General features: G+C 57.3%; 13 protein-coding genes. 8 read left to right on the forward strand and 5 right to left on the reverse strand.

The features are described from left to right. Nucleotides 1–360: 360 nt before the first annotated feature. Both QLH52_RS05315 and QLH52_RS05320 read left to right on the forward strand, forming a co-directional pair. Nucleotides 361–864 carry a sigma-70 family RNA polymerase sigma factor gene (locus tag QLH52_RS05315; protein ID WP_319960803.1) on the forward strand — a complete coding sequence of 168 codons (504 nt, stop codon included), beginning with the start codon at nt 361–363 and terminating at the stop codon, nt 862–864. A gap of 6 nt (nt 865–870) precedes the next feature. Beyond that, nucleotides 871–1,836 (forward strand): FecR domain-containing protein, encoded by a 966-nt coding sequence (locus tag QLH52_RS05320; RefSeq protein ID WP_319960804.1) that lies wholly within the window; start codon nt 871–873, stop codon nt 1,834–1,836. Nucleotides 1,837–1,863: 27 nt separating this feature from the next. Here QLH52_RS05320 and vapC read toward each other — a convergent pair whose 3' ends face one another. Both vapC and QLH52_RS05330 read right to left on the reverse strand, forming a co-directional pair. Beyond that, the gene (gene vapC / locus QLH52_RS05325; RefSeq protein ID WP_319960805.1) at nt 1,864–2,253 is read right to left on the reverse strand and encodes a type II toxin-antitoxin system VapC family toxin; all 390 of its coding nucleotides are present in this window, start codon (nt 2,251–2,253) and stop codon (nt 1,864–1,866) included. Continuing rightward, the gene (locus QLH52_RS05330; protein ID WP_033156185.1) at nt 2,250–2,444 is read right to left on the reverse strand and encodes a type II toxin-antitoxin system VapB family antitoxin; all 195 of its coding nucleotides are present in this window, start codon (nt 2,442–2,444) and stop codon (nt 2,250–2,252) included. The genes vapC and QLH52_RS05330 overlap by 4 nt, the downstream gene beginning before the upstream one ends. Before the next feature lie 265 nt (nt 2,445–2,709). Here QLH52_RS05330 and QLH52_RS05335 point away from each other — a divergent pair, with 265 nt between their 5' ends. Next, complete coding sequence (locus QLH52_RS05335) at nt 2,710–5,136, forward strand: TonB-dependent siderophore receptor (RefSeq protein ID WP_319960806.1); 2,427 nt, start codon at nt 2,710–2,712, stop codon at nt 5,134–5,136. Nucleotides 5,137–5,149: 13 nt separating this feature from the next. Then, nucleotides 5,150–6,364, forward strand: coding sequence for a PepSY-associated TM helix domain-containing protein (locus QLH52_RS05340; protein WP_319960807.1), 1,215 nt, complete (start codon nt 5,150–5,152; stop codon nt 6,362–6,364). 374 nt (nt 6,365–6,738) lie between these two features. Here the strand turns inward: QLH52_RS05340 and QLH52_RS05345 are convergent, their stop codons facing one another. Genes QLH52_RS05345 through QLH52_RS05355 form a run of 3 tightly spaced genes read right to left on the reverse strand, consistent with a single transcriptional unit; the run spans nt 6,739 to nt 12,647 of the window. Then, complete coding sequence (locus QLH52_RS05345; RefSeq protein WP_101053108.1) at nt 6,739–8,208, reverse strand: efflux transporter outer membrane subunit; 1,470 nt, start codon at nt 8,206–8,208, stop codon at nt 6,739–6,741. Continuing rightward, on the reverse strand, nt 8,205–11,396 hold the full coding sequence (locus QLH52_RS05350; RefSeq protein ID WP_319960808.1) for an efflux RND transporter permease subunit: 3,192 nt from the start codon (nt 11,394–11,396) through the stop codon (nt 8,205–8,207). The genes QLH52_RS05345 and QLH52_RS05350 overlap by 4 nt, the downstream gene beginning before the upstream one ends. Before the next feature lie 3 nt (nt 11,397–11,399). Next, the gene (locus tag QLH52_RS05355) at nt 11,400–12,647 is read right to left on the reverse strand and encodes an efflux RND transporter periplasmic adaptor subunit (protein WP_319960809.1); all 1,248 of its coding nucleotides are present in this window, start codon (nt 12,645–12,647) and stop codon (nt 11,400–11,402) included. A 109-nt stretch (nt 12,648–12,756) separates the two neighbouring features. Here QLH52_RS05355 and QLH52_RS05360 point away from each other — a divergent pair, with 109 nt between their 5' ends. The 4 genes from QLH52_RS05360 (at nt 12,757) to QLH52_RS05375 (ending at nt 26,864) form a co-directional block, all read left to right on the forward strand. Then, nucleotides 12,757–13,374, forward strand: coding sequence for a TetR/AcrR family transcriptional regulator (locus QLH52_RS05360; protein WP_319960810.1), 618 nt, complete (start codon nt 12,757–12,759; stop codon nt 13,372–13,374). Nucleotides 13,375–13,930: 556 nt separating this feature from the next. After that, on the forward strand, nt 13,931–15,652 hold the full coding sequence (locus tag QLH52_RS05365; RefSeq protein ID WP_319960811.1) for a ShlB/FhaC/HecB family hemolysin secretion/activation protein: 1,722 nt from the start codon (nt 13,931–13,933) through the stop codon (nt 15,650–15,652). Between the two features lie 47 nt (nt 15,653–15,699). Beyond that, nucleotides 15,700–16,428, forward strand: coding sequence for a SapC family protein (locus tag QLH52_RS05370; RefSeq protein ID WP_319960812.1), 729 nt, complete (start codon nt 15,700–15,702; stop codon nt 16,426–16,428). Between the two features lie 26 nt (nt 16,429–16,454). Continuing rightward, nucleotides 16,455–26,864 (forward strand): YDG domain-containing protein, encoded by a 10,410-nt coding sequence (locus tag QLH52_RS05375; protein WP_319960813.1) that lies wholly within the window; start codon nt 16,455–16,457, stop codon nt 26,862–26,864. Nucleotides 26,865–26,905: the final 41 nt, after the last annotated feature.

The following is a 26,905-nucleotide window of genomic DNA, read 5'->3' on the forward strand; positions in this document are numbered from 1 at the left end:
GCGCTTAAACAATTAAACTGCGTCATATGCCATAAACCAATTCGGTCAAATCCCGCCAAAGCTGTCTTTTCTTCGCTCATGTATCAAGGAAAATCGTTGAGCCACAGTTAACACCGCGGAAAGTCCCCCTGTAAGCCGTTGAAATAAAATAATAAGCCAATAGACGACGCACAGGGGCGGTGCAAAATCCTAATATTCGGCCCTAAATTTGCTTTATTTATAGGTTTTTCTAAGAAATAGCGCGTCTGAATTGGCCCTTACCCCGATTGTGGCAACCTCCATGAGCACACAACACACTGTCCGCCCCTGTTTATTCTTCATTGGATTTACACTCATTTTGCACGCTGAAGGACATAAATCATGACAGCCACAATAATGCCCGACAAAGGGTTGGCTGAGTTCTACCAAGAGCATCATTCCTGGCTGCTCGGTTGGCTAAACCGCCGCGTTCAATGCCGCTTGCAGGCCGAAGACCACGCGCACGACACCTTCATGCGCGTCCTCACCGCACAAGACATGCAAGCCATTCGCGAGCCGCGCGCCTATCTGACGACGATTGCCAAAGGCTTGTTGATCAATCAGTGGCGCCGTTCTGCTATCGAACAAGCCTACTGGGATTCCGTGGCGGCGTATCCGGAGCCCTTGGCGCCATCGCCCGAAGAGCATGCCATCATCCTCGCCACCCTACAGGAAATCGATGCCTTGCTGGACGAACTACCCGCCAAAGTCCGTAGCGCATTCTTGCTGTCGCAACTGGATGGCTTAACTTATGTACAGATAGGGCAACGCTTGGGGGTTTCCGATAGGATGGTGAAAAAATACATGGCCCGAGCGATGTTGCATTGCCTGACCGCCACACTATAAACAATCATGGCCAAACGACATCATCCAGACATTCACCCCCGCATCCTGGCAGAGGCAGCGGAATGGTTTGCGGTATTGGAATCAGGCGCTACCAGTCAAACTGAACAGCAACAATGGCAGGCTTGGCTGGCGTCGCATCCTGCGCATCGGGCGGCTTGGTCTCGGGTGGAATTTTTTACCCATAAATTCGATGGCCTGCCCACGCAAACCGCAGCGGCGGCCTTAGGCTCGCCGGATATGCAGCGCCGTCAGGCTCTTAAAAACTTGGTGATTTTGGCTGCGGTAGGCTTGTCCGGCTTTGAGTTGTGGCGGTCCGATTATCTGAGAGGGTGGCGAGCTGATTACCGAACCGGCATAGGCGCCACGCGCAGCCTTAGCTTGGCGGATGGCAGCCGCATCGAGATGGATGCGGCCAGTGCTATCGACGTTGACTTTTCAACTGACTTGCGCAGAATCCGCCTGCTAAGCGGCGAAATTTATATTGAAACCGCACCGGACAGCAACGGCCAGCATCGCCCGTTCGTCGTAGATAGTGCGGAAGGTCGGGTTAGGGCAATTGGTACCCGCTTCAGTGTTCACCAACAACATGAAGAAAGCCAAACCAGTGTCTACGCCGGTGCCGTGGAGATCACCCCAAGCGGCCCCGGCGCCAGTCGCCAGACCTTAAGCGCCGGACAGCAAGCCCAGTTTAACGCCCAAGCCATCGCCCCCATTCAACCCACCGAACTCGATCAACCGGCCTGGACCCAAGGCTTTTTGTTGGCGGACAATCAGCCACTCGGCGAATTTGTGGTGCAACTCAATCGCTATCGCCATGGCTACATCACCTGTGCGCCGGAGATTGCCGAACTGCGCATCGTTGGTGCCTACCCCATTCACGACACCGACCGGATTCTAGCCGAGCTGGAAAAAACCTTGCCGGTCAAAGTCTCGCAAGTGTCGCCGTTGTGGGTGAGGATTGAGCGGCGTTGAGTTTTGCGCTGGCGGCCCATGGCAGGCTCAAATAACCTGCAAGCCCAAAAGCTGTTGGAATGGCAGAAAATCCTTATCCGAATGCAACAATGGCATCTGCTTTTCAATACAGAAAGTAGCAATCAGGGTGTCGATGGTTTTGCGAATGGTGATACCTTGCTTGCGTAGACTTCTAAAATTTTCCGCACTCTTTAAACTAATCTCCCTACCGAGCATTGTGTGTATGGGCAAAGCACATAACATCGCTTTTGCGGTTTGGTAATCCTGATCGTTGCGAAAACCCTGCAACACTTCCATCAAAATCAAATCACCCGTGCAGACAGGCTTTGCACCTAGCAAACCGTCCAGTTTTTGGGTAGCGATGGTTTCCGTGCCGTTGAAATAATCGATCCAAACACTGGAATCGACCAAAATCACCGCTCAGCCCGCATTTGATCTAAATCGCCTTCCCACTTTAATTGACCTTTCATTTTTTTGATGGCTTCCTGCTGCTTTAGCATCAATAAAGTTTTTAAGCCCTGTTCGACCGCTTCGCGCTTGGTTTTAATGCCTGTCACGCTTAAAACATCGGCCATTAGCGCTTCATCAATCATGATATTGGTCCGCATCGGAATCTCCGTGTGTATGATTTTTGAAAATCATACATCACAACTAGCGATTTGTCTCCGCCCATAATATTTACCAGGCAAACCGCGCAGTTGAACAATGATGCACGGAGAAGCCTATAAAAAGCATAGGTTCCTAACAGTTTGATTATTAACAACATAAAAAAATAATTGCAAATAATCGAAAAAAATTCACTTTTGCGGTTCCCTTTTTTCCGTTTCGATTGGCAAGTGAATTGAAACCTAAACAAACCAAGGGAGTGACCCCATGTCCAAGCGAAAACCCAAGCACCACATCGACAAAACCAGCAGCAGCGTGCAACAGACCATAACCGGTTTGGTGCTGGCAACCTCGCTGGTGGCCATGCCCGCGCTTGCCGCCGAACCCGCCGGTGCCGAGCGCAGCTATCACATCAGCAGTGGTACCTTGAGCCATGCGCTAAGCCAGTTCGCCGGCAACGCCGGGATTATGCTTTCGGCGGATGCCCGATTGACCGACGGCAAAACCAGCCAGGGGCTGGAGGGCGAATTTACCGTAGAGCAAGGTTTACAGAAGTTGTTGGTGGGAACTGGTTTGACCTACACGTTTACGGCGGGTGATGCGGTGGCGATTAAAGTGGCGGAATCGTCTGCTGACGTATCGACATTGCCGGCCGTGAGGGTGGAGGGGAAGGCGGTTTATAATGAGGCTGATCCTTATAACCCGGATTACAATCGGAGAAACGCTTCAACTGCAACTAAAATCGACACGGCACTGATGGAAACTCCGATGTCCGTACAGGTGATTCCGCAAGCAGTTATTCGCGATCAACAAGCCTTTCGTTTGCAGGATGCCTTGAAAAACGTTAGCGGCGTGCAGCAAAAGTCTTCGAATGGCGGCACCACCGGTGGTGCCGATGCGTACGTGGTGCGCGGCTTTGAATTGGGCTTTAGAAGCAACTACTATCGCAACGGCATCCGCATGCAAAAAAGCAGCGCCGACTTTGCCAACCTTGACCGGGTTGAAGTCGTCAAAGGTCCGGCTTCCGGCTTGTACGGTCGTATCGAAGCCGGCGGTTTGATCAACTTGGTGACCAAAAAGCCCTTGGCCGACCCTTACTATTCGATCGAACAACGCTTTGGTTCCTACGATTATTACCGCACCGAAGCTACCGCGACCGGCCCGGTCACTGACGACAAATCGCTGGCCTACCGCTTGGACATGTCGTATCTCGATAGCAATTCGTTTCGGGACAACGTCTTTAATGACCGGATATTTTTCGCCCCCAGTCTGAGCTGGAAGCCTACGGATCGCACCGAGCTGAATCTTTCGGTGGAATACCTGGACGACGAAAAAACGTACGACTCGGGACTGCCGGTGACCGGCAACCGGGTCGCGCCGGCGCTGATTTCTCGAACCTTCGCCCAGCAAGGGCTGGCGGACAAGGACTCCTACTGGTTGGTCGATTTCAATTGGTCGCACAGCTTCAACGATAACTGGAAGATCAGAAACGGTATGGTCATTGTCGAAGGTGACGCCAATTTGCAAGAAACCTATGCCGACGGTAAGGCGGCGGTAAACGGCGATACGCCGCGCGGCGCCTGGTTTGGCGGTTTGGGGTACGATACTCAAACCGTGTATCTGGATTTGACCGGCAAATTCAATACCTTTGGCATAGACCACAACATGCTGATCGGTGGCGATTATTACCATCAGCGCACGCGCGACCAAGCGACGGCGCGTGCTCTGGATACGGTCAACATTTTCCAGAGCATGCCCTTGTTTGATGTACAAGCCGCCATGCAGCCACCATTTGGTTATAGCGCTATCGAAGACAATGAGTGGTTTGGGGTTTATGGTCAGGACGAGATCACGTTGTGGGATAAACTCCATGTCATGGGCGGTTTGCGTTACGACATCTCGACTTACGGCTACGGCTATTCCGATCAGAATTTGGCGCTGGCCAGTGCGGCATACGACGATATTGAGGAAAACAATTTAAGCCCGCGCGTCGGTATTCTCTACGAGGCGAGCGACTGGTTGTCGTTGTACGGCCATTATGTCGAGTCCTTCGGTGCTAACAACGGCCGGCAGGCGTCCGGCAAGCCGTTTGCGCCGCAGACTTCCGCGGAATTCGAGGGCGGTATCAAGACCTCGTTCTTCGACGGCAAGTTAACCAGCACTCTGGCTTACTACCATTTGACCAAGCAAAACGTGCTGACGCCCGACCCGGTGACGCCAAACCTCAGCGTTGCCATCGGCGAAGCGCGCAGCCAGGGCTTGGAATGGGATGTCAGCGGCCAGTTGACGAATGCACTGAGCATGATCGGGACCTATGCCTATACCGATACCGAAATAACCAAGGACAACTCCGGCGTCCAAGGCAACCGATTACCCTACGCGCCATTGCATTCCGGCAGTTTGTGGATGAAGTACGATTTTCAACAGGACTTCCTAAAGGGCTTCAGCGTCGGCGCCGGCATTTATGCCGCCGGTTTGCGCTATGGCGACCGGGACAACAGCTTTTATGACGACGCATATGCCCGCCTGGATTTAATGGCGGCTTATCGTATGAATATCGGCAAGACCCGCCTGACTGCCCAGGTTAACATCAACAACGTGTCTTCGACCCAGTATTACATCCAACGCGCAACTTGGTCGAATAACCCGGCGGAACCGTTGATGGCTTTTGGTTCGATTCGTTTGGAATATTGAGACGGGGCAGGGGATGGGCAACGCTGAACCGGTACTTTCCCACTCCGCCCGGCGCTTAACTGAGCTAAAACGCCGCCGCAAGCTCTGGCTGCAAATTCATTTGTGGCTGGGCTTGCTGGCCGGGTCGGTTTTATTGATCGCCGGCCTGACCGGTAGCATCATTACCTTCTGGCAGGAGCTGGATGCGGTGTTGAACCCGGCCTTGCATCAGGTTTCGGCGGCGGCAGAGGGCGTAGCGTCTTACCGGCCGCTGGACGAAATCATAGCCGCCGCTGATAGTGCCATGCCGACCGACGCCAAGCGTGGTTATATTTATTACCCGCGCCACGCCGAACAAGCCTTCTGGCTGTTTTACGAGCTGCCGGCCGGCGGCGAGGCGCGTCAGCATACCTGGAACGCCTTCGTCGACCCTTACACGGCCCGAGTCACGGGCATCCGCTTGTGGGAGCATGCGGACGATTTATTAGCCGGCAGCCTGATCGGTTTTGTATTCAAGCTGCATTATGCCTTACTGCTGGATTGGGACGACGGCAGCTGGATCGTCGGTACCGTCGCCATTTTGAGTGCCATTTCAGTACTGACCGGTTTGATTTTGTGGTGGCCGCTGACCGGACGCTGGCGCAGCGCGTTGACAATCAAACCGCGGGCCAGTGTCGAGCGCTTCAACCACGATCTGCACAAAACCCTGGGTTTTTACAGCGGCTTGATTCTGTTCGGGGTGATGCTGTCCGGGGTGTATTTTAATTTCGGCGAGCCATTTCGCTGGCTGGTCGATTGCTTCTCGCCAACCAAGCCGCTGGAACAGTTCCATTCCGTCGCTCGCCCTGGCCCTAAGCCCCTCTCGGCAGATCGAGCCTTGATGCTGGCCGACCAAGCCACGCCGGCCGGCCAGTGGTATTGGCTGAAACTGCCCGATGCCGCCGATGGGACGTTCATTTTTACCAAACACGTTGATTTCGGCGGTGTGTTTCGCGGCCGTTGGCAAATAGTCTTAGACCAATCCGACGGGAAAATTCTGCATGTTGCCACGCCCTTGTCCGGCGGGGCCGGCAACGTGTTTTTACAGTGGCAGTGGCCGTTGCATTCCGGCCAGTTCCTGCGCCTACCGGGCCGTGTGCTGGTATTGGCCAGCGGGCTGGTTTGCGCGGCGCTGTTCGTCACCGGTTTGATTCGCTGGCTACAAAAGCGAAGGGCTGCAAAACAAGTGCGTATTCGAAAGCCTAACTAAACTTGTCGCAGGGCCGTAGGGGTGAGGCAAGAACCCCAACATGATGGCCTATCCCAATATTGATGGTCTAAAAGTGATCAATCACTTTATTGTTGCGTTGCTGATGGTTTGCGGGTGGTTTTATGGTTGTCGTGTTGCGGTTGGTGCCTCACTCCAACGATAAACTCAGGGCGAACGGTTTTTGATACGGATCAGCGCTAATTGGCATGCGTAGGTTTGGACAGCGTTACACAAAGGAGCCGGCTAATTGCTTAGTCTCTCGTATTTGGATTGGCTCGGCGGGTGGGGGCGGGATAAAAAAACGCCCCTGCCAACAAACTTGGTAGAGGCGGCGCGACAATCGCTAGAGGGTTAACTATTGTAATCTTAGAAACCTATTGGATAAGACTTGTCTCCAGCTTACCCGCTGGGGCGGATGACTCCGCCCAACCGCCGCCCAAAGCCTTGTAAACAGCGGTCAAGGCGGTAGCCATGACGGTTTCGCTTTGCGCCAGCTGGCTTTGATCCTGCAACAAGCGAAGTTCGCTATCCAACACGGTCAGAAAATCCGCTATACCTTCCTGATAGCGCAGATGCGCCAGTGCCGCGGCTTTTTCGCTGGCCTGCGCCGCAGCCAGTAAGGAGCTGCGGCGGGCGCGTTCTTGCCTGTAGCTGACCAGGGCGTTTTCGGTTTCTTCCAAGGCATTTAGTACGGTTTGTTCATACTGAGCCAGGCTGGCTTCGGCGCGGGCGTCGGCAGCTTTGATGCGGGCGTAAACCCGGCCTAAATCAAATGCTGCCCAGCTGATTTTCGGGCCAACTGAATAGGTTTCCGAGCCCGGAGCGACCAAGCCGGACAGGGTGCTGGCTTCCAACGACAGACTCCCAACAAACGTCACGCGCGGGAATAAGTCGGCCGTGGCCACGCCGATGCGGGCAGTGGCGGCGGCCAAGGTGCGTTCGGCAACCCGAATATCCGGCCGGCGGCGCAGGAGTTGCTCCGGGTTGCCGATTTGGATACTGTCCGGTGCTTTGGGTAACGGTGCGGACTGCACCAAACTACTGGTCAGCGTGTCGGGCATTTGCCCGGTCAATACGCTGAGTCTATGGATGGCTTGGGCGATGGCACTTTCCAGGCGCGGTATGCCGGCTTTGGTGCTTTCCAATTGCGCCAGCGCTCTGGACGTGTCCAGCTCGGTGCCGCGGCCGTTTTCCAGTTTGACTTGGGTTAGCTCCAGGGTTTGCGCCTGGTTGTCGGCATTTTTGCGGGCGACCGCTAATTGGTTTTGCAGACCGCGCAATTCAAAATAATTCCGGGCCGCTTCGGCGATCAGACTGACGCCGATGTCGCGCAGACTGGCTTCTTGGGCTTCGACTTCGTCGTTACTGGCCTCGACATTGCGCCGCACCCGGCCGAAGAAATCAATTTCCCAAGAGGCGTCAAAACCGGTGTTGTACAGCTTCAATTCGCGTGGAAAAACGCCGGTGCGGTTATTGAATGAACCGGTACTGCGTTTTTGCTCGGTGTAATTGGCATGCGAGGTCACGGTCGGTAACAGGTTCAGGCCGGTTTCCAGATATAAAGCGCGCGCTTCCGCCAGATTGGCGCGAGCGGCTTTTAGTTCATAGTTGTGGCTGATAGTGTTATCGATCAAGGCGCTCAATTGGGGATCGTTGAACAGCTGCCACCACTGCTCTTCGATGCCGCGATCAGAAAACTCTTGGGCGTTAGCAAAACTGGCGGGTAAATCCGCAGTGGCCGGCAATTCATAATCCGGTCCGACCGCGCAGCCGCCGAGCAGCAAGCCGAGCAGGCCGGCAGCACTCAGGGCCTGATGCCGGCGTTTGGAGGGGCGCAGACTCATTTGTGGGCCTCGATTGCAGGTTGATGAGTGGTTAAGTCGGTGGCTGTGGGCCGCAGGCGTTGGGCGATGGCTTGTACTACGACATAAAACACCGGAGTGAGTAACAAGCCGAACACCGTGACGCCGATCATGCCGCTGAACACCGCGGTGCCCAGCAGACGCCGGGATTCGGCGCCGGCACCTTGGGCAATTACCAAAGGAAATACGCCCATGATGAAGGCAAAAGAGGTCATCAGAATGGGCCGTAAGCGGATGCGCGAGGCTTCCACCGCCGCTTCGAAGCGGTTAAGGCCGCTTTCCTGGCGCTGTTTGGCAAACTCGACGATCAAAATCGCATTCTTACTCGCCAGCCCCACCAGTACGATGAAGCCGATTTGCGTGAAGATGTTGTTATCCATATGGCTCAACCACACCCCGGTCATCGACGACAAAATACACATGGGTACAATCAAAATCACCGCAAACGGCAGCGACCAGCTTTCGTATTGTGCGGCCAGGGCCAGGAAGACGAAGATCACGCTGAGCGGAAACACCAGCATCGCCACATTACCAGCCAAGACTTGCTGCAAGCTCAGTTCGGTCCATTCGAAATCAAAGCCGGGCGGCAACTCGGCGGACAGCAGTTTGCTCATGGTGTCGATGGCCTGGCCGGAGCTGATGCCGGGCAGGGTGCCGCCGTTGATTTCCGCCGCCGGATACATGTTGTAACGGGTGATTTTGTCCGGGCCGGCGATTTCTTTGACCTCGCTGACCGCACCCAAGGGCACCATGCCGCCTTGGCGGTTTTTGGTTTTTAATTGGTCAATATCACCCGGCAACATCCTGAATGGGGCGTCGGATTGTGCGGTGACTTGATAAGTGCGGCCGAAGGCATTGAAGTCGTTGACGTATAAGGAGCCCAGATAAATTTGCAAGGTGTCGAACACGTCTTTCAAAGGTACGTCCATCGCCTTCACCCGGGTTCTATCCACGTCCACAAACAATTGCGGCACGCCGGACCTAAACGTGCTGAACAATCCCACCAAACCGGGCTGTTGATTGCCCTTGCCCAACATTTCATTGGTGACGCGCTGCAATTCGTCCACGCCGGCGTTGTTTCTGTCCTCAATTTGCAGCTTAAAACCGCCGACCGAACTCATGCCGCGAATCGGCGGCGGCGCGAACACGGCGATGCGGGCGTTGGGAATCACGCTCAGGCGCTGGGTAAGGCTTTTGACGATCTCGTCGGCATGCAATTCGGGGTGACCGGCCCGGTCGGTAAATTCGCCTAAGCGGGCAAACATGGTGGCTACATTGGACTGATTCGCCCCGCTTAGCACCGACCAGCCGGCGTAGGCGTTGACGTGTTGTACGCCTTGGGTATCCAGAATGATCTTGCTGGCCTGCTGCACCACGTCCTGGGTGCGGGCCAGGGACGCAGCGTCGGGCAATTGCGCGTACAACACCAGATAGCCTTGGTCTTGCTGCGGAATAAAACCGGTCGGTACTTTTTCAAATGCCAGAAAGTTCAAGCCGTTCAAGCCGACATACAGCACCAGAACGACAGCGGTCACGCGGATCAACCGGCCAACCAGGCGCGAATAGCCCAGGCTGAAACGCTCGAAAAACCGGTTAAACGCGCCGAAAAACCAGCCGAATAGCTTGTCGAATACTTTGGTGAAAGCGTCTTTATTGTCGTGCGCGCGGTCCAGCAGCAAAGCGCACAAGGCCGGGCTCAGTGTCAGCGAGTTAAACGCCGAAATCACGGTAGACACCGCAATAGTCAAGGCAAACTGCTTGTAAAACGCGCCCGATACGCCGGTAATAAAGGCGGTGGGCACGAATACCGCCACCAACACCAATGCCGTGGCGACCACCGGTCCCACTACCTCGGACATGGCCAGGCGCGTGGCTTCCCGAGCATGCAGGCCTTCGGCGATATGCCGTTCAACGTTTTCCACCACCACGATGGCGTCGTCTACGACGATGCCGATAGCCAGCACCAAGCCGAATAGCGACAGGGTGTTTAAGGAAATCCCCAAAGCTGACATCACCGCAAAGGTGCCGATCAAGGACACCGGCACCGCCAGCAACGGAATCACCGCTGCTCGCCAGTTTTGCAGGAACACGATCACCACCAAGACCACCAACAGCAAGGCTTCGAAAAGGGTCTCGACTACCGCGTCTATCGATTGCTCGACGAACACCACGGTATCGTAAACCAGTTTGTAATCCAGGCCTTCCGGGAAACGGGTCTTCAGCTTTTCCATCGCCGCCATTACCGCGTTTTTGGTATCGATGGCGTTAGAGCCGGGCAGTTGGAAAATCGCCAGACCGACCGTTTCGTCGCCGTCCAGATACAAGCCGGAATTGTAATCCTTGGCGCCCAGTTCGATGCGCGCCACGTCTTTCAAACGAGTGACTTGGCCGTTGTCGCCTTGCTTGATGACAATCTCGCCAAATTGCTCGGGGGTGCTGAGGCGGCCCAGGGTGCTGACGGTGTATTGGTATTCCGCGCTGTTCGGCGAGGGTTGCTGACCGACTACGCCGGCCGCCACTTGCACGTTTTGTTCGCGTACCGCATTCACTACCTCGGCGGCGGTCAGGTTGCGGGCGGCGATGGTTTGCGGATTCAGCCACAGGCGCATGCTGTAATCGCGGGCGCCGAACAACAGAATGTCGCCCACGCCGGGCAAGCGCGCCAAGGTGTCGCGGATTTGCAGCAGCGCGTAGTTACTCATATAAACGCTGTCGTAGCGTTTATCCGGCGAAACCAGGTTAACCACCAGACTTAAATCCGGGCTGCGCTTTTTCACGCTCAAACCTTGGCGGCGCACTTCTTCCGGCAACTTTGGTTCGGCCAGCGCCACCCGGTTTTGCACCAAAACCTGGGCTTTATCCAGATTGGCGCCGGGTTTGAAAGTGACGGTTAAAGACATCGCGCCGCTATTGGTGGACTGCGAAGACATATACAACATGTCTTCCACGCCGTTCACTTCCTGCTCGATTGGCGTTGCCACCGTTTCCGCGACGACTTTGGCATTGGCGCCGGGATAGTTGGTGCTAACCACGACCGTGGGCGGAGCAATTTCCGGATATTGGGCAATCGGCAGACCGATCAGCGCCAAACCGCCGATCAACAGGATGACAATCGACAACACCGCCGCAAAGATCGGCCGGTCGATAAAAAAATGACTGAATTTATCCATAGCTTATTGCGCTCCCGGCGCGGCCAAATCGATGCGTTCCGGATTGACTTTGGCGCCGGGTTTTAGCTTTTGCACGCCTTCTACTACCACCCAATCACCGGCTTGCAAGCCGCTGCGGATCACCCGCAACTCGCCGATGCGCGAGCCGGGGGTAATTTGCCGGTATTCGGCTTGGTTGTCTTGATTGATGACCCAGACAAACTGCTGCGCCTGATCGGTCGCGACGGCGCGGTCGGGCAGTAACAGGGCAGGGTAGGATGCCGAGGCCTGCACCCGTAAGCGCGCAAAAAAGCCTGGGCTGAGCAATTCGTCCGGATTGGCGAACACGCCGCGCAAGCTCAGGGTGCCGGTGGCGGCATCCTCGCGCGGGGCAATGTAGTCCAGCTTGCCTTGATGCGGAAAATCGGTTTCGTCGGCCACCGCCAGTTGTACCGGCGTACCTTTTAGATCGGCGGCGCTTTGGCCGTGTTGCTGGGCATGTCGGCGGTAACGCAACACCGATTGTTCGTCGGCATCGACGTAAACGTATACCGGATCGGTGGACACAATGTTGGTCAGCACGGTGTCGTCGGCTTTGACCAGGTTGCCGGCGGTGATCATCTCGCGGCCGACCCGACCGCTGATGGGCGCGCGGATTTCGGTGTATTCCAGGTTTAACTTTGCGGTGTAGACGTTGGCTTCCGCCGATTCGACCGCCGCCGCCGCTTCGCGCAAGCCTTTGGTGCGCATGTCGTATTCTTCGGCGGAAATGGCTTTGGCTTTGAACAGGTTTTCGGCGCGGGTCAAATCGTTTTTCGCTAGCTCGCGTTTGGTTTTGGCGCGCTCCAGTTCGGCTTGCGCGTAATTAAGCTGGGCTTTTAGCGGTTTAGGGTCGATTTGAAACAGCAAGTCGCCTTTTTTGACCTTGGCGCCGGCAGTGAAATTAACGGTATCCAAATAACCGCCGACCCGGGCGCGGATGTCCACCGAGTTGATCGCTTCGATCCGGCCGGTGTATTCGTCCCATTCCGTCGTTTCGCGGTTTAAGGGCTGCGCGATTTTTACATTGGGCGGCGGTGGCGCGGCTGTTGCGCCGGCAGGGGCTCCGGCATCGCCACAGCCAGCCAAAGTCAGTTGCAGGGCGATGCCGACCACGCCGAGCTTTACCACATGTCGCTGTGCTTGGCGATGGGTTTGCCCTGCAAAATCAGTCGCTAGCGGCGATGAAGGGGTCTGTTGGTCTGCAAGCGTCATGCGCGGGTTTTTTGCCATTGCCGTGTACTGCCTTAGTCGTCGTTTAACTAAAAATGGTAATATCTATTACCGTTTAGTCTAGGTTATCATCTTTATCCAAGTCAATTCATTTCGCGAATCACACAGCATGGTTAAATGTGGACGTCCCTGTAAGGGCGATGAACAGCAAAGTCGGGATCGATTACTCGATGCAGCCTTACAGCTTTTTCTTGAAAACGGTTACGGAAACCTGAGTATGGAAACCATCGCCCGCGATGCGCGGGTATCGCTGCGGACGATCTATAGCCAATTCGGCGGCAAAGCCGGCTTGTTCGGCGCGTTGATCCGGCGTTGCAGTGATCAATTTATCGGTAGCCTGTCCGACGATTGCGCATTGGAAGAGGCGTTGACCAATTTTGCCCGGCAGTTTTTGTATCGGATTACCCGTCCGGATGTATTGCGGATGCGGGCGATATTGATCGGCGAATCACCTCGTTTCCCTGATCTGGCGACACAATTTTACGAGCAAGGACCGCGCCGGACGCTGGGATTGTTAGCGCAGTTTTTTATCCGCCAGCAACAGGCCGGCTTAATGATAGATTTGGACCCGTATTTCCTTGCCGACCAATTCATCAGTGCGGTGCGTGGCGAACGCTTACAGCGCTTACAACTGGGTTTGGAGCCGACGCCCGACGAAGCGGAGATAGACGTTTGGGTGCGTCAGTCTGTCAGCTTGTTTTTGCAAGGGTGTCTGGTAACCCGTTAAGGCATTTCATGTGCCGGGCCGGCGGCATCCGTCAGACCTCGCAGTTAATCCATTCCGGTAACGGGGTTCCGGATTTCGCGGCGGTGACGATCATCAAGGTCCGGTTGTAGTGGGCAACTTTTTTCGGACACCGAGATAGGTCGTTGGGCTGCTATTTTCATTTCCTAGCCACAGGGCGGCAGGTAAGCCCATGGCTAATGACAAGCGCCGCATATTAGAGAAGTTCACAATATATAGTCGGTCACAGCGCGAAAAGCCGCGGTTTGCTCAAACTAGAAACCTAATTAACGCGCTTGAATTAAAGTTAGGCAAATTTTTGCGTTCGACTCATTTTAAATCGACTATATTATTTCCATACCGTTCTTGTGGTCTGTCGGAAACTATCCTTTGCGGCAACTGAGCTGAACGGTTATGATCGGGCCGCTATTTTGTCTGAGCACGCTAATCCGCATCGAGTAATCACCAGACGGGCCGCGTTAGTCATAACTGACCTAGCGGCCTTAAGACAAAAAGCGGACAGGCGACCATTTCCATTCATGTCAGCAATTGGAATCGTATGCAACCGACCCTTCGAAATCGCAAACTCATCCGGATTCGGCTTAGCGCCGCTGCCTTAGCTTTCCTAATCAGTTGTCCGGCTCCCGGTCAAGCGGCTGAAGTGGTTCCCGAGGCGGGGTCGATTCTACGAAATATCAAACCCGAACCGATTTTGCCGGGTGATTCGAACGTCCCGTTCGAAATCACGGAGCAACCGGCGCCTGCCGGTGAAGGCGACGTCCGTATTCAAGTTAAGGGATGGAAAATCAGCGGCGCCGAGTTGATCGGCGAAGCCGAACTACAGGCGTTTCTGAAAGACCACATCGGCAAGGACTTAAGCTTGGCTGAACTGCGCAAGATCACTCGCGATATAGCTGAGTATTACCAGCAACGTGGCTTTTTTGCCCGCGCGGTATTGCCCGCTCAGCAAATTCGCGACGGCATCGTCGAAATCCTGATCCGCGAAGCGAAATTAGGCAAAGTCGAGGTCGACGATCCGGCCGCCGTCTACCGAAACGATATTCCCCGACAAACCATGTTGGCGGCTCAGCCCGCAGGGGAGGCTTTGCGATTGGCCGATATGCAACGCGGCATCCTGCTGTTGAACGATCTGACCGGCGGCACGGTTTCTTCCACTCTGAAGGCCGGCGCTAGAGCCGGCGAATCCGACCTGCTGCTGAAAATCGATCCCAGCAACTTAATCAGCGGCTCCGTGGATTACAGCAATACCGGCGTGCGCTCAGTCGGCATGAACCAATTCGGCGGATCGCTAAATCTGAATAATCCGTTGCGCCTCGGCGATCTGGCCTCGTTACGGGTTCAAGGCGGCAGCGGTAACGTTTACGGCAGAATTGCCTATTCGCTGCCGGTAGGCTACTCCGGGCTGCGGATTGGTCTGGCCTCGTCCGCGCTGGACTACACCCTGGGTGAACCCTTTCAGTCGTTGGACGCTCAAGGTTCGGCCTGGACCGGCGGTACCTTCGCCACCTATCCCTTGCTTCGCGGGGTGAGCACGAATCTTTACGTGGCCAGCGGTTTCGATGATCGCCACTATTACAACACCAGCCTCGGGAGCGTGGTCAGCGATAAAGAGGTACAAAGCGGCTACATTGGTCTGAGCGGCGATCATCAGGACGACTTGCTAGGCGGCGCGGTCACGCTATTCGGCGCAACAATGGTGGCGGGCAACCTGGATTTGTCGGGAAGCTTGGCCGACCAGACTCAAAACCGGGCCACGGCCCGCGCCGGCGGGGCCTATCAAAAGTTCTCACTTAACGCCTCCCGTCTACAAAGCCTGACCGACAAATTGCGCTTCTATGCCGGCGTCAGTGGACAACTGGCCACCAAAAATCTGGATTCTTCCGAAAAATTCAGTCTGGGCGGGCCTTTCGGCATCAGAGCTTATCCAGTCAACGAAGCCCTGGGCGACGAAGGCTATCTGATGAATTTTGAACTACGCTACGAAGTTTATGAGCATGTCGAGTTGGTCGGCTTCATCGACCACGGCGGCATCACGCTGCACAACGACCTCTGGCCGAATGCCACCGAAGGCGGGCCTAACCATTACACGCTCAGCGGCGGCGGCTTCGGAATCAACTGGGTGGTACCCGGTAATTTCGTCATCCGCGGCAGCGTTGCCCAACGCATAGGCGCCAACCCAGCCCGTTCGGCAGACGGCAACGATTCGGACGGCACTTACAAAACGCCTCATTTTTGGGTCAGCCTGAGCAAAGCGTTTTAAAAGTCTTTTGACGCCATTTTTCCACCCACTCAACCGGCGATACCACTGTGGATAACCAATTGCTGTTTTATAAACGCATCGTCAGTTTGAACCCCGCCGCTCACGGCCGGTTGCATATCGCGCCGTCCGAAGACGTCAGTTACGCGCGCGTCAGTAACTCGGTTCCGCTGATTGGTCCCGAATTCAGCGAAGCCGGCAAGGAATACCCGATCGCCTTCGCCAAAGCCGGCGACGGCCACTTCGTTCCGGTGGTAGTGCTGGGCTTGAACGACGGCGAAAACCTGTTCGTCAACGCTGTTGGCCGTTGGACCGGACATTACATACCAGCCTTCGTCCGCCGATACCCATTCGTACCGGCCGAGCAGGCCGAAGACAAGCAATTGGTCGTCTGTTTTGACGACACTTGCCCGCGTTTTAACGAAACGGCCGGCGAGCCATTGCTGGTCGACGGCGCACCGTCAGCTTACCTGCAACAAATCATCGCCTTTTTGCGGGAGTTCCACGCCGAATCGCAGCTGACCGCGCAATTCGCCGCCACCTTACACGAATTGGACCTCTTAACCGAACGCCGGGCCGATGCGGTATCACCGAGCGGCGAGCGTTACTCTTTATCCGGCCTTTGGATCGTGGACGAGGCGCGCTTCCAAAAAATCGGCCGCGATGCGTTGGACAGCCTGTTCCAAGCCGGCTGGTTAGGATTGATCTATCTGCACTTGGCGTCGTTGAGCAATTTTGCCCGCCTATTGGAGCGTAAAGCCGCCGTAAGCACCGAATAACCGCACTGATTCGAGAGGACAGTCTTATGAACCGATATGCTAACCAAAGTCGCACGCCGCACTTCAACCGTCATCCGCTGGTGCTGGCGATACAGATCGCCTTGGCTGGTGCTTGGCAGCCGGCCTTGGCCGAATTGGCCGGCAATGCGCTGCCTAGCGGCGGCCAGGTGGCGTCGGGACAGGCCCAAATCCACCAAGACGGCGCACGGATGGATGTCGTCCAAGGCAGTGAGAAAGCCATCATCAACTGGCAGAGCTACAACATCGGTGCCAATGCCCACGTGGATTATCAACAGCCCAACGCCAGCGCGATCGCGCTGAACCGCGTAGCAGCCGGCGAAGCATCGGTCATTGCCGGCCGATTGACCGCCAACGGTCAGGTGTTTCTGGTGAATCCCAACGGCGTGCTGTTTGCCAAGGGCGCTCAAGTCGATGTTGGCGCGATGGCGGCGTCGACGATGAACATCAGCGATGCGGATTTCCGTGCCGGCAACTACCATTTCAAGCGCGAGGGCAGCGACGCCGGCGTCGTCAATCAGGGCGACATCCGTGCCAAGGACGGCGGATACGTGGCCTTGCTGGCCCCCAACGTCAGCAACGAAGGTGTGGTCCAGGCCCGTTTGGGCACGGTGGCGCTGGCCGGCGGCGATGGCGTAAAACTGGAATTAGACGAAGGTAAACTGGTCAACGTTCAAGTCGATCCAGCCACCGTCAATTCGCTGATCGAGAACAAACAGTTGATCCGCGCCGATGGCGGCCGGGTCATCATGACTGCCAGCGCCGCCGACCAATTGCGCGGCGCCGCGATTAACAACAGCGGCGTGATTGAAGCCAAATCCCTGGTTAATCGCGGCGGTTCGATAGAACTGATCGGCGACGAAGTGCGTAACAGCGGCACACTGGACGTGTCCGCCGCCGAGAATACTCAAGGCGGCAATGTCGTCGAGCACGGCCGGCTGGTCGTCGACACCGGCACCGTCCGCGCCGACGGTGATAGCGGCGGGGATATTCGCCTGACCGGCGACCGCGTGCTGCAAACCGGAACGCTCAGTGCCGAAGGTACCGTCTCCGACGGCGGCCGAATTACGATTGCCGCCGATAGTCGAGTCATCCAGACTGTATCCGCCAAACTGTCTACTAAGGGAAGTCAAAACGGCGGCGACATCGCCGTGACCGCCGGGAGCCAAGGTGGCGTATTCAGTTCCGCCACCCTGGATGCCGGCGGCGTTGCCGGACGCGGCGGCAATATCACCATCACCGGCGGCAAAGACGTCACGTTGGCTGCTGCGACGATCACCGCCAACGGTGCCAAGGGTGGCGGCAAAATCAGTATCGGCGGCGGTTTTCACGGCAATGACACGGCGGTTCGCAATGCCGCGATAACCCGAATCAATCCCTTCACCCAACTGCAAGCCGACGCCATTGATATAGGCAACGGCGGCGAGGTCGTGGTTTGGTCGGATCAGCAAACCGATTTTTACGGCACGATCTCCGCCAAGGGTGGTTCGGCGGGCGGCGACGGCGGTACCGTGGAAGTCTCGTCTCACGAGGCCCTGCTGTTTGGCGGAACTGTTACCACCTTGGCCAGTCAGGGTCGCAACGGCAGTCTATTACTCGACCCGCGCAACATCACCATCGACAGCAGCGGCCAGTACCCGCAATTCGATTTCGAAGACCCCAATCCGACCAACACACTGGGCGTCACATCCGGCTTCGGCACCGGCACGTCGGTACTGTGGAGCACCAACGTGGCGGTCACGAATCCCTATGACGACTTCGGCGGCCAGGATGCCGGCGCGGTTTATTTGTACAACGGCTGGTCCGGGGCGCTGATCGCGACCGTCACCGGTAGCCACGCCGATGATCGCCTCGGCAGTGGTGGGATCACCCAGCTGGTTAGCCAAAACACCAATACCAACGTCAACGTCTCGTTCAGTTCGCTGGGCAACTTTTTAATTTCCAGTCCGCATTGGGACGGCGGCAAGGGGGCGGTGACCTGGTCAAGCGGTACCACGGGATTAAGCGGCACCGTATCGTCAGCCAACAGTTTGGTCGGCAGCTCGGCAAGCGATGCCGTGGGCAGCGGCAGTATCGTGTTGGTCGATAATTATTACGGCGCGACCGGTCACACTTGGAGCAACGACAACGGCTACCTGAAATATTTAGTCTTGAACCCGCAATGGAATGGCAATACCGGTGCGGTCACGATGGGTAGTGCGTTGAGCGGAATATCCGGTGTCATTTCATCCACCAACAGCCTGGTCGGTGCGGCGTCTGGAGACCGAATCGGCAGCAGCGGCATTACGCAATTCGTCACCGAGTTTCATGACTACAACAGTAGCGGCGCGTTGATTACTGCCACCGAGTATTACCGCAATTATTTCGCGATAGCCAGCCCGCACTGGCAGAACGGCGCCAGCGCGGACGCCGGTGCGGTCACGTGGGCCAGCGGTTTGGCCGCATTGACCGGCACCGTTTCTTCGGCGAATAGTTTGGTCGGCAGCAATGCCAACGACCAGATCGGTAGCGGCGACATCAAAGTGCTTTATTACAGCAACAGTACCAACTACACCAGTCAACCCAGCGATACCCCGCCGCACGGCCACGTCAACACTTACCGTACCGACGCCGCGTATGTAGTCGCCAGCCCGCATTGGGACGGCGATAAAGGTGCGGTCACCTGGCTCAATGCCGCAACCGGTTATGCGTCCGGTGGGGCGACGCCCGGTTTCGCGGTATCGTCGGCCAACAGTCTGGTCGGCGCCACCGCCGGCGATTTGGTCGGCAGTGGCGGCATCCAGTTACTCAGCCACTACACCAGCCGCAGCCCGGATACCGGCTATACTTCAACCCATCCGTATTACTTGATACTCAGTCCCCATTTCAACAATGGCGGCTCAACCGCCGACGCCGGTGCGATCACCTGGGGCGACGGCCGCACCATCACCTACGGCACTGTCACGACGACGGACTTATTCGGAAACACGCTAACGAATATCCCGACCGAAACCAGCACCAACAACGGCGGCGTATCCGGTGTCATCGGCAGCGGCAACAGCTTGGTCGGCAGCCATGCCGGCGATCAGGTCGGCAGCGGCGGCGCCAGTTACCTAGGGCAAGATCCGGGTTACATGGTACTCAGCCCGTTATGGAATGGCAGCGCCGGTGCGGTGACCTTCTGGAACGCCACAGCCACCAAGACCGGCACCTTGGGCTCGGCCAACAGTCTGGTCGGTACGACCGCCAACGATCATGTCGGAGGGGGCGGAATTTTGATGAAGGACGGTTACTATTTGGTGTTGAGTCCTGACTGGGACAACGGCGGAGCCACTGATGCCGGGGCGGTCACCTGGGGTAGCAAAACGAGCGGCGTCAGCGGCGCGGTCGGCGCGGGAAACAGCTTGGTCGGCAGTACAGCCAACGACGGTGTCGGCAGCGACGTCAACAATATCGTCGATGTGGGCGTGGCCGATTACGTGGTCCTAACCCCCACCTGGGATAACGGCGGTAATGCCGATGCGGGCGCCGCGAGTTGGGGTAGTGTCGGCAGCGGCGTCAGTGGCGCTATCAGTAGCAGCAACAGCTTGATTGGAAGTCATACCAACGACCGAGTAGGTAGCGGCGGCGTCGTAACGGCTTTTAACGGTGTGGAGACCGCAAACAACTGGACTTACACCTATTTTTACGGCGTGATCAGCCCGCATTGGGACAGTGATCGCGGGGCTGTCACATTCGGCGCCGAAGCCAGCGGTATCCAAGGAACCGTTGGCTCTGGTAACAGCCTCGTCGGCGACACCGCAGCTGATCAGGTTGGCAGCGGCGGTGTCAAAGCCGGGCAATATACCGAATTGACTTACAACGGAAGCACTTGGTCAGGCACCCGCACTGCTTATTATTTGGTTATTAGCCCCAATTGGAGCGACGGCGGCAACGCGAACGTTGGGGCCGTTACCAAAACCGCGGCGGCCACAGGCATAACCGGAAGTATTAGCTCGGCAAACAGCTTGATCGGCGGTACCGCAGGCGATCAAATCGGCAGCGGCGGCGTCACGCTGTTGCCGTACGACTGGACCACGGGTAGCGGAGTAGGTCAGAAACAGTACCATCTGGATTATTACTCGATTGCGAGTCCTTATTGGGACAACGGCGCGACGGCCGATGCCGGCGCGGTGACCTGGGGCAGCGTCACCACGACGGCCGGCGCGGCGTCGCCGTTGACCGGCAATGCCAGCGCGGCCAACAGTTTGGTCGGTACTCACGCCAACGACCGCGTCGGCAGTGGCGGCGTGGTCGCACTGCCGGCTGAATATAACAACGCGACGCGGGTGGGCTATGTTGTGATCAGCCCGAACTGGGGTAACGGCACCAACACCCAGTTGGGTGCGGTGACATGGGGCAGCCGCCTGACCGGCGCTTTAGGGGCGGTGAGCAGCAGCAACAGCCTGATAGGCGCCACCTCCGGCGATCAGGTCGGCAGCGGCGGCGTCACGGTTTTGACGAACGGTTACGATCCTATCAACGGCGTCTCGAGTTATAACTATCTGGTGTTAAGTCCGCATTGGCACAGCGGCGCCAACGCCGATGCCGGCGCGGTGACCTGGGTCGCGGAAAAAACCGGTTTCGCTTACGGCGAGAGCAGCCAAGGCGCGGTGGTCGGGATCGGTAACAGCTTGGTCGGCAGCCAGGCTGGCGACCAGGTCGGCAGCGACGGGATCATAGACTTGGGCGTATCTTATTTAGTCGGTAGCCGGCACTGGCATAACGGTTCCGCTGCGGATGCCGGGGCGTTATCCTGGGCGCGCGCCAGCATCGGCGTCGCCGGCGCGGTGTCGGCCAGCAACAGCTTGATCGGTAGTTACAGCAATCAGGACGTCGGCCTGAACCAAGTTAGATTAACCGTTAACTACAATACCTATTACTACGACTATCTGGTCATCGATACCGATTGGCGCAACGGCGCATTGGCGAACGCCGGCGCCGTGACCTACGGCGATGCCTTCTACGGTATTTTCGGCGAGGTTTCGGACGCGAACAGCGTTGTCGGCACCACGGCGAACAGCGGCATCAGCTTCGATACCGGCGGCCCTTGGGTGGATTACTATCAATATGCCGGCACCAACTATTTCAGCCTGCTGCCAGGCTTTGCTTATGACCACGGCGATACCTTCGTGGTCAGCTTCGCCAACGAAAATAGCGGCCGGGTAACCTCGGGCGCCACCGATCCGAGTCGCATTACTTATGGAATGGCGGTCGGCAAAGACATGGCCATAGCCCCGGACGTTTTGACCAATCTACTCGGCTGGGGTACCAACGTCACGCTACAAGCCAGCAACGACATCACCGTTAACAGTGCGCTCAATGTCGCCGGGCTTTTTAGTTCGTCAGCGACCCTGAAGTTGGAGGCGGGACGCAGCATTTACCTCAATGCCGACATCACCACCGACGGCGGCAATTTGGTCTTGCATGCCAACGATTTGGCCGCCAACGGCGTGGTCGATGCTGATCGTGCGGCCGGTAATGCCGTCATCGAAGTTGCCAACGGTGTTACGATCAACGCCGGCACCGGTTCCATCACCATGGAATTACGCGACGGCACCGGCAACACCGAAGACGACAGCGGCAATATCACGTTGGCGGGACAATTATTGGCCGATACGATCAGCATTATCCATCGCGGTACCGGCGGCGCGAGCGGCAGCAAAAATATCGTTTTGAACAGCGGTGCAGGCTTGACCGCCAACGGCAGCGGGGATGCGCTGGTTTTGGCGGCCGCCAGCGGCGGCGAGCTGATCAACAATGTGGGTAGCAATGTACTCTCTGCGGGCAACGGACGCTGGTTGGTGTACATGCACAGCCCATCGGGCTCGACCGAGGGCGGCCTGACCGGGGTGGCCGGTTCGGCGCTCCCCAGGCTATACAACAAAACTTACGACGGCAACGCGCCGGCAACAATCGTCGCGGGCAATCACCTGATCTATGACTACCAGCCGAGCTTGAGCGTCGACGTCGGCAACATCAGTAAAACCTACGGCGACGCCGACCCTAGCGCGAGCAGCGCATTTTCGGGCTACGTCAACGACGACGGCGTGACGGACTCGGCTACCGTCGCGGGTTTAAGCGGCACGCCGAGTTTTAGCATCGTCGGCGGCACGGCCGGCACTGCCCGCGCGGTCGGCAGCTATACCGTCAACGGCGCGGTGGGTTCGGCTGCGATCAGCGGCGGGGCCGGTTATTCGACGACGATAGGCACCGGAGGCGCCAGCGGAACCTTAACGGTCAACAAAAAAACGCTGACCGTGACCGCCAGTGACGACAGCCGCGCCTACAACGGCTTGGGCTACAGCGGTGGCCATGGCGTCAATATTACCGGCTTCGTTAACAGCGAAACATCAAGCGTATTGGGCGGCAGCGTCAGTTACGGCGGCACGTCGCAAGGCGCCACCAACGCGGGTAGCTACACCATTACCGGGAGCGGATACACTTCGAGCAACTACGATTTCAGTTATGTCAACGGCACTTTGACCATCACACCTTATGTGGTCAGCCTGACCGGCAATCGGGCCTTTAACGGTTCGACCAACGTGGCGGCCGGCATCTTTTCGACCGGCAGCTTGGTCGGCAGCGAAACCCTGAGCCTGAGCGGCACCGGTACGGTCGCCAGCAAAAACACCGGCACCGGCAAGACAGTTACCTTAGGCACCCTGGCGCTGGCCGACGGCAGCAACGGCGGTTTGGCCAGCAACTATACGCTGACGGGCGGCACGCATACCGCCGATATTTCAGCCGCCGGCTTGACCGTCAGCACCAGCGACGTCAGCAAGGCATACGACGGCGGCACCAGTGCGGCCGGTACCGCCACGCTGACCGGCGGTACGCTGTACGGCAGCGATAGTCTGAGCGGTGGGACATTCGCTTTCACCGACAAAAACGTCGGCGCCGGCAACAAGACGGTGAGCGTCAGCGGCGTGACGGTGAGCGACGGCAACAGCGGCGCCAACTATTCGATCAGTTACGCCAATAACACCAGCAGCACCATCACGCCGTTCGTGGTCAGCCTGACCGGCAACCGGGCCTATAACGGTTCGAGCAACGTGGCGGCCGGCATCTTTTCGACCGGCAGCTTGGTCGGCAGCGAAACCCTGAGCCTGAGCGGCACCGGTACGGTCGCCAGCAAAAACACCGGCACCGGCAAGACAGTTACCTTAGGCACCCTGGCGCTGGCCGACGGCAGCAACGGCGGTTTGGCCAGCAACTATACGCTGACGGGCGGCACGCATACCGCCGATATTTCAGCCGCCGGCTTGACCGTCAGCACCAGCGACGTCAGCAAGGCATACGACGGCGGCACCAGTGCGGCCGGTACCGCCACGCTGACCGGCGGTACGCTGTACGGCAGCGATAGTCTGAGCGGTGGGACATTCGCTTTCACCGACAAAAACGTCGGCGCCGGCAACAAGACGGTGAGCGTCAGCGGCGTGACGGTGAGCGACGGCAACAGCGGCGCCAACTATTCGATCAGTTACGCTAATAACACCAGCAGCACCATCACGCCGTTCGTGGTCAGCCTGACCGGCAATCGGGCCTTTAATGGTTCGACCAACGTGGCGGCCGGTATATTCTCGACCGGCAGCTTGGTTGGCAGTGAAACCCTGAGCGTGAGCGGCACCGGCACGGTCGCCAGCAAAAACGCCGGCACCGGCAAGACAGTTACCTTAGGCACCCTGGCGCTGGCCGACGGCAGCAACGGCGGTTTGGCCAGTAACTACACGCTGACCGGCGGCACGCATAGCGCCGATATTTCAGCCGCCGGCTTGACCGTCAGCACCAGCGACGTCAGCAAGGCATACGACGGCGGCACCAGTGCGGCCGGCACCGCCACGCTGACCGGCGGTACGCTGTACGGCAGCGATAGTCTGAGTGGCGGCACATTCGCTTTCACCGACAAAAACGTCGGCAGCGGCAATAAAACGGTGAGCGTCAGCGGCGTGACGGTGAGCGACGGCAACAGCGGTGCCAACTATTCGATCAGTTACGCCAATAACACCAGCAGCACCATCACGCCGTTCGTGGTCAGCCTGACCGGCAACCGGGCCTATAACGGTTCGAGCAACGTGGCGGCGGGCATATTCTCGACCGGCAGCTTGGTTGGCAGCGAAACCCTGAGTGTGAGCGGCACCGGCACGGTCGCCGATAAAAACGTCGGCACCGGCAAAGCGGTGATCTTGGGGACTTTGGCCCTGGCCGACGGCAGCAACGGCGGTTTGGCCAGCAACTACACGCTGACGGGCGGCACGCATAGCGCCGATATTACGGCCTACGTCGTCGACCTGACCGGCAGTCGTACCTACGACGGCACCACCGCCATCACTGCCGCTAGTTTGGCGACCTCTACCCTGGTCGGTAGCGAAACCCTGGGCCTGAGCGGTGCCGGAACGGTCGCGGATAAAAATGTCGGCACCGGTAAAACGCTTTCGCTAGGCTCTTTGGCCTTGAATGATGGCGGCAACGGCGGTCTGGCCAGCAATTACACCTTGGTTGGCGGTACGCTTAGTGCCGATATTACGGCTTACACAGTCAGTTTGACAGGCAATCGCAGCTACGACGGCAGTGCCGATGTGGCGGCCAATATTTTTGCCATGAGTGCGCTGCTTGGAACCGAAACCTTGAACCTAAGCGGTACCGGTACGGTGGCGGATAAACACGTAGGGGTCGGTAAATCCGTGACGCTCGGCAGCCTAGCGCTGGCCGACGGCAGCAACGGCGGTTTGGCTAGCAATTACACGCTGACGGGCGGCACACATAACGCGATCCTCACTACGGCAAGTTTGACCGTCAGCACTGGAAACGTCAGTAAAACCTACGATGGCAATACGTCGGCGATCGGCACCGCCATGGTCTCAAGCGGCACACTCTATGGTAGCGACAGCCTGATTGGCGGCACGTTTGCCTTCACCGATAAAAATGTCGGTATCGGCACCAAGACCGTCACGGTTGCCGGGGTCACCGTGAACGATGGCAATGCCGGCAATAATTATTCGGTGTCCTATCTGAACAACACAACCAGCACTATCAGCCCGTTTGTTGTGAACCTGAGTGGCGGCAGGAGCTATGACGGCACCACAGCCGTCGCCGCTACGGATTTGCACATCGGAAGTCTGGTCGGTGGCGAGACTTTAACCCTATCAGGTGCGGGCTCCATCGCTGATAAAAACGTTGGCATCGGCAAAAGCGTGAACTTGGGCTCTTTGACCTTGGCCGACGGCAGCAACGGCGGTTTGGCCAGCAATTACACCTTGGTAGGAGGAGATCTTAGTGCGGACATCAGCCAAGCTAATTTGGTTTTGACCACCGGCGACATCATCAAAACGTACGACGGCACCACGTCCGCCTCGGGAACGCCAATCGTCAAAGCCGGCAGCGCTAGCCAACTGTTCGGCTCGGACAGTTTATCCGGCGGTGTGTACACATTCATCGATAAGAATGCCAGCGGCGGTAGCACCGTGAGAGTTAGCGATATTAGCGTTTCCGACGGCAATGGTGGCAACAACTACGCAATCAGTTACAGCGATAACACGACCAGCACAATTTTGCCTTACGTCATCCATTTAACCGGTTCGAGGGCGTTCGACGGCAGCAACCTTGTGAACGCTAATGTATTCAATTTAGGCACTTTGGTTGGCAATGAAACTCTGCTGCTGAGCGGGGCTGGCCAAATGTTAGATAGCAGCGCCGGTATCGATAAACCGGTCGATCTTGGAACCTTGGCCTTGAGCGACGGCGGAAATGGCGGCTTGGCCGGCAATTACACGCTAGCCGGCGGCAATCCAGTCGTCACTATCCTACAAAGCTCCGCTGGCAATACGCCAACCGATACCGTCGACGCCGGTACCGTAGTACCGGACAGCGGCGGAAACGGCGGCGTGGGCAACAACGGTTCCAACAGCGGCGCCAAAACCGGCGGCTTAGCGCTTTCCGCGCTACGCGGTGCCGATAGCAACCGGACCGTACAATTCAATATCGCCGACTCGGGGATCAATGGCGGTGGTAGTAGCGCCACCGGCTTGACGACGGGTGGTACCGGGCCGACGCAATCAGGCAATACCGTGCATTTATTGGCGTCCCAAACCTTGGTGGCGGGAGGGCAGATGCAGATCGTTGCCAACGTTGAGGTTAATGATTATTCAAGTGGCTTCAGTTTTGCGCTGCCTGCCGGAGCACTGCCTGCAACGGCCGGAGACAGCACGGTCTCGGCGAAAATGGGTAACGGCGAGCCGTTACCGGCTTGGCTGAGTTTTAATAGTCAGTCGTTAAGCTTCAGTACCGACAGCGCCGGTGCGGCGCAGTTACCGCTGCAAGTCGTAATCACTCAGACCAGCGCGAGCGGCCAACAAAAATCGATTGTGGTGACTATCGAAAAACAAGACCAAGCAATCTGAATCTGCGGCGATAAAAGCTGATCGACCGGGCGAACCTTTGC

The organism is Methylomonas defluvii (assembly GCF_033949435.1).
Lineage (GTDB): Bacteria > Pseudomonadota > Gammaproteobacteria > Methylococcales > Methylomonadaceae > Methylomonas > Methylomonas defluvii.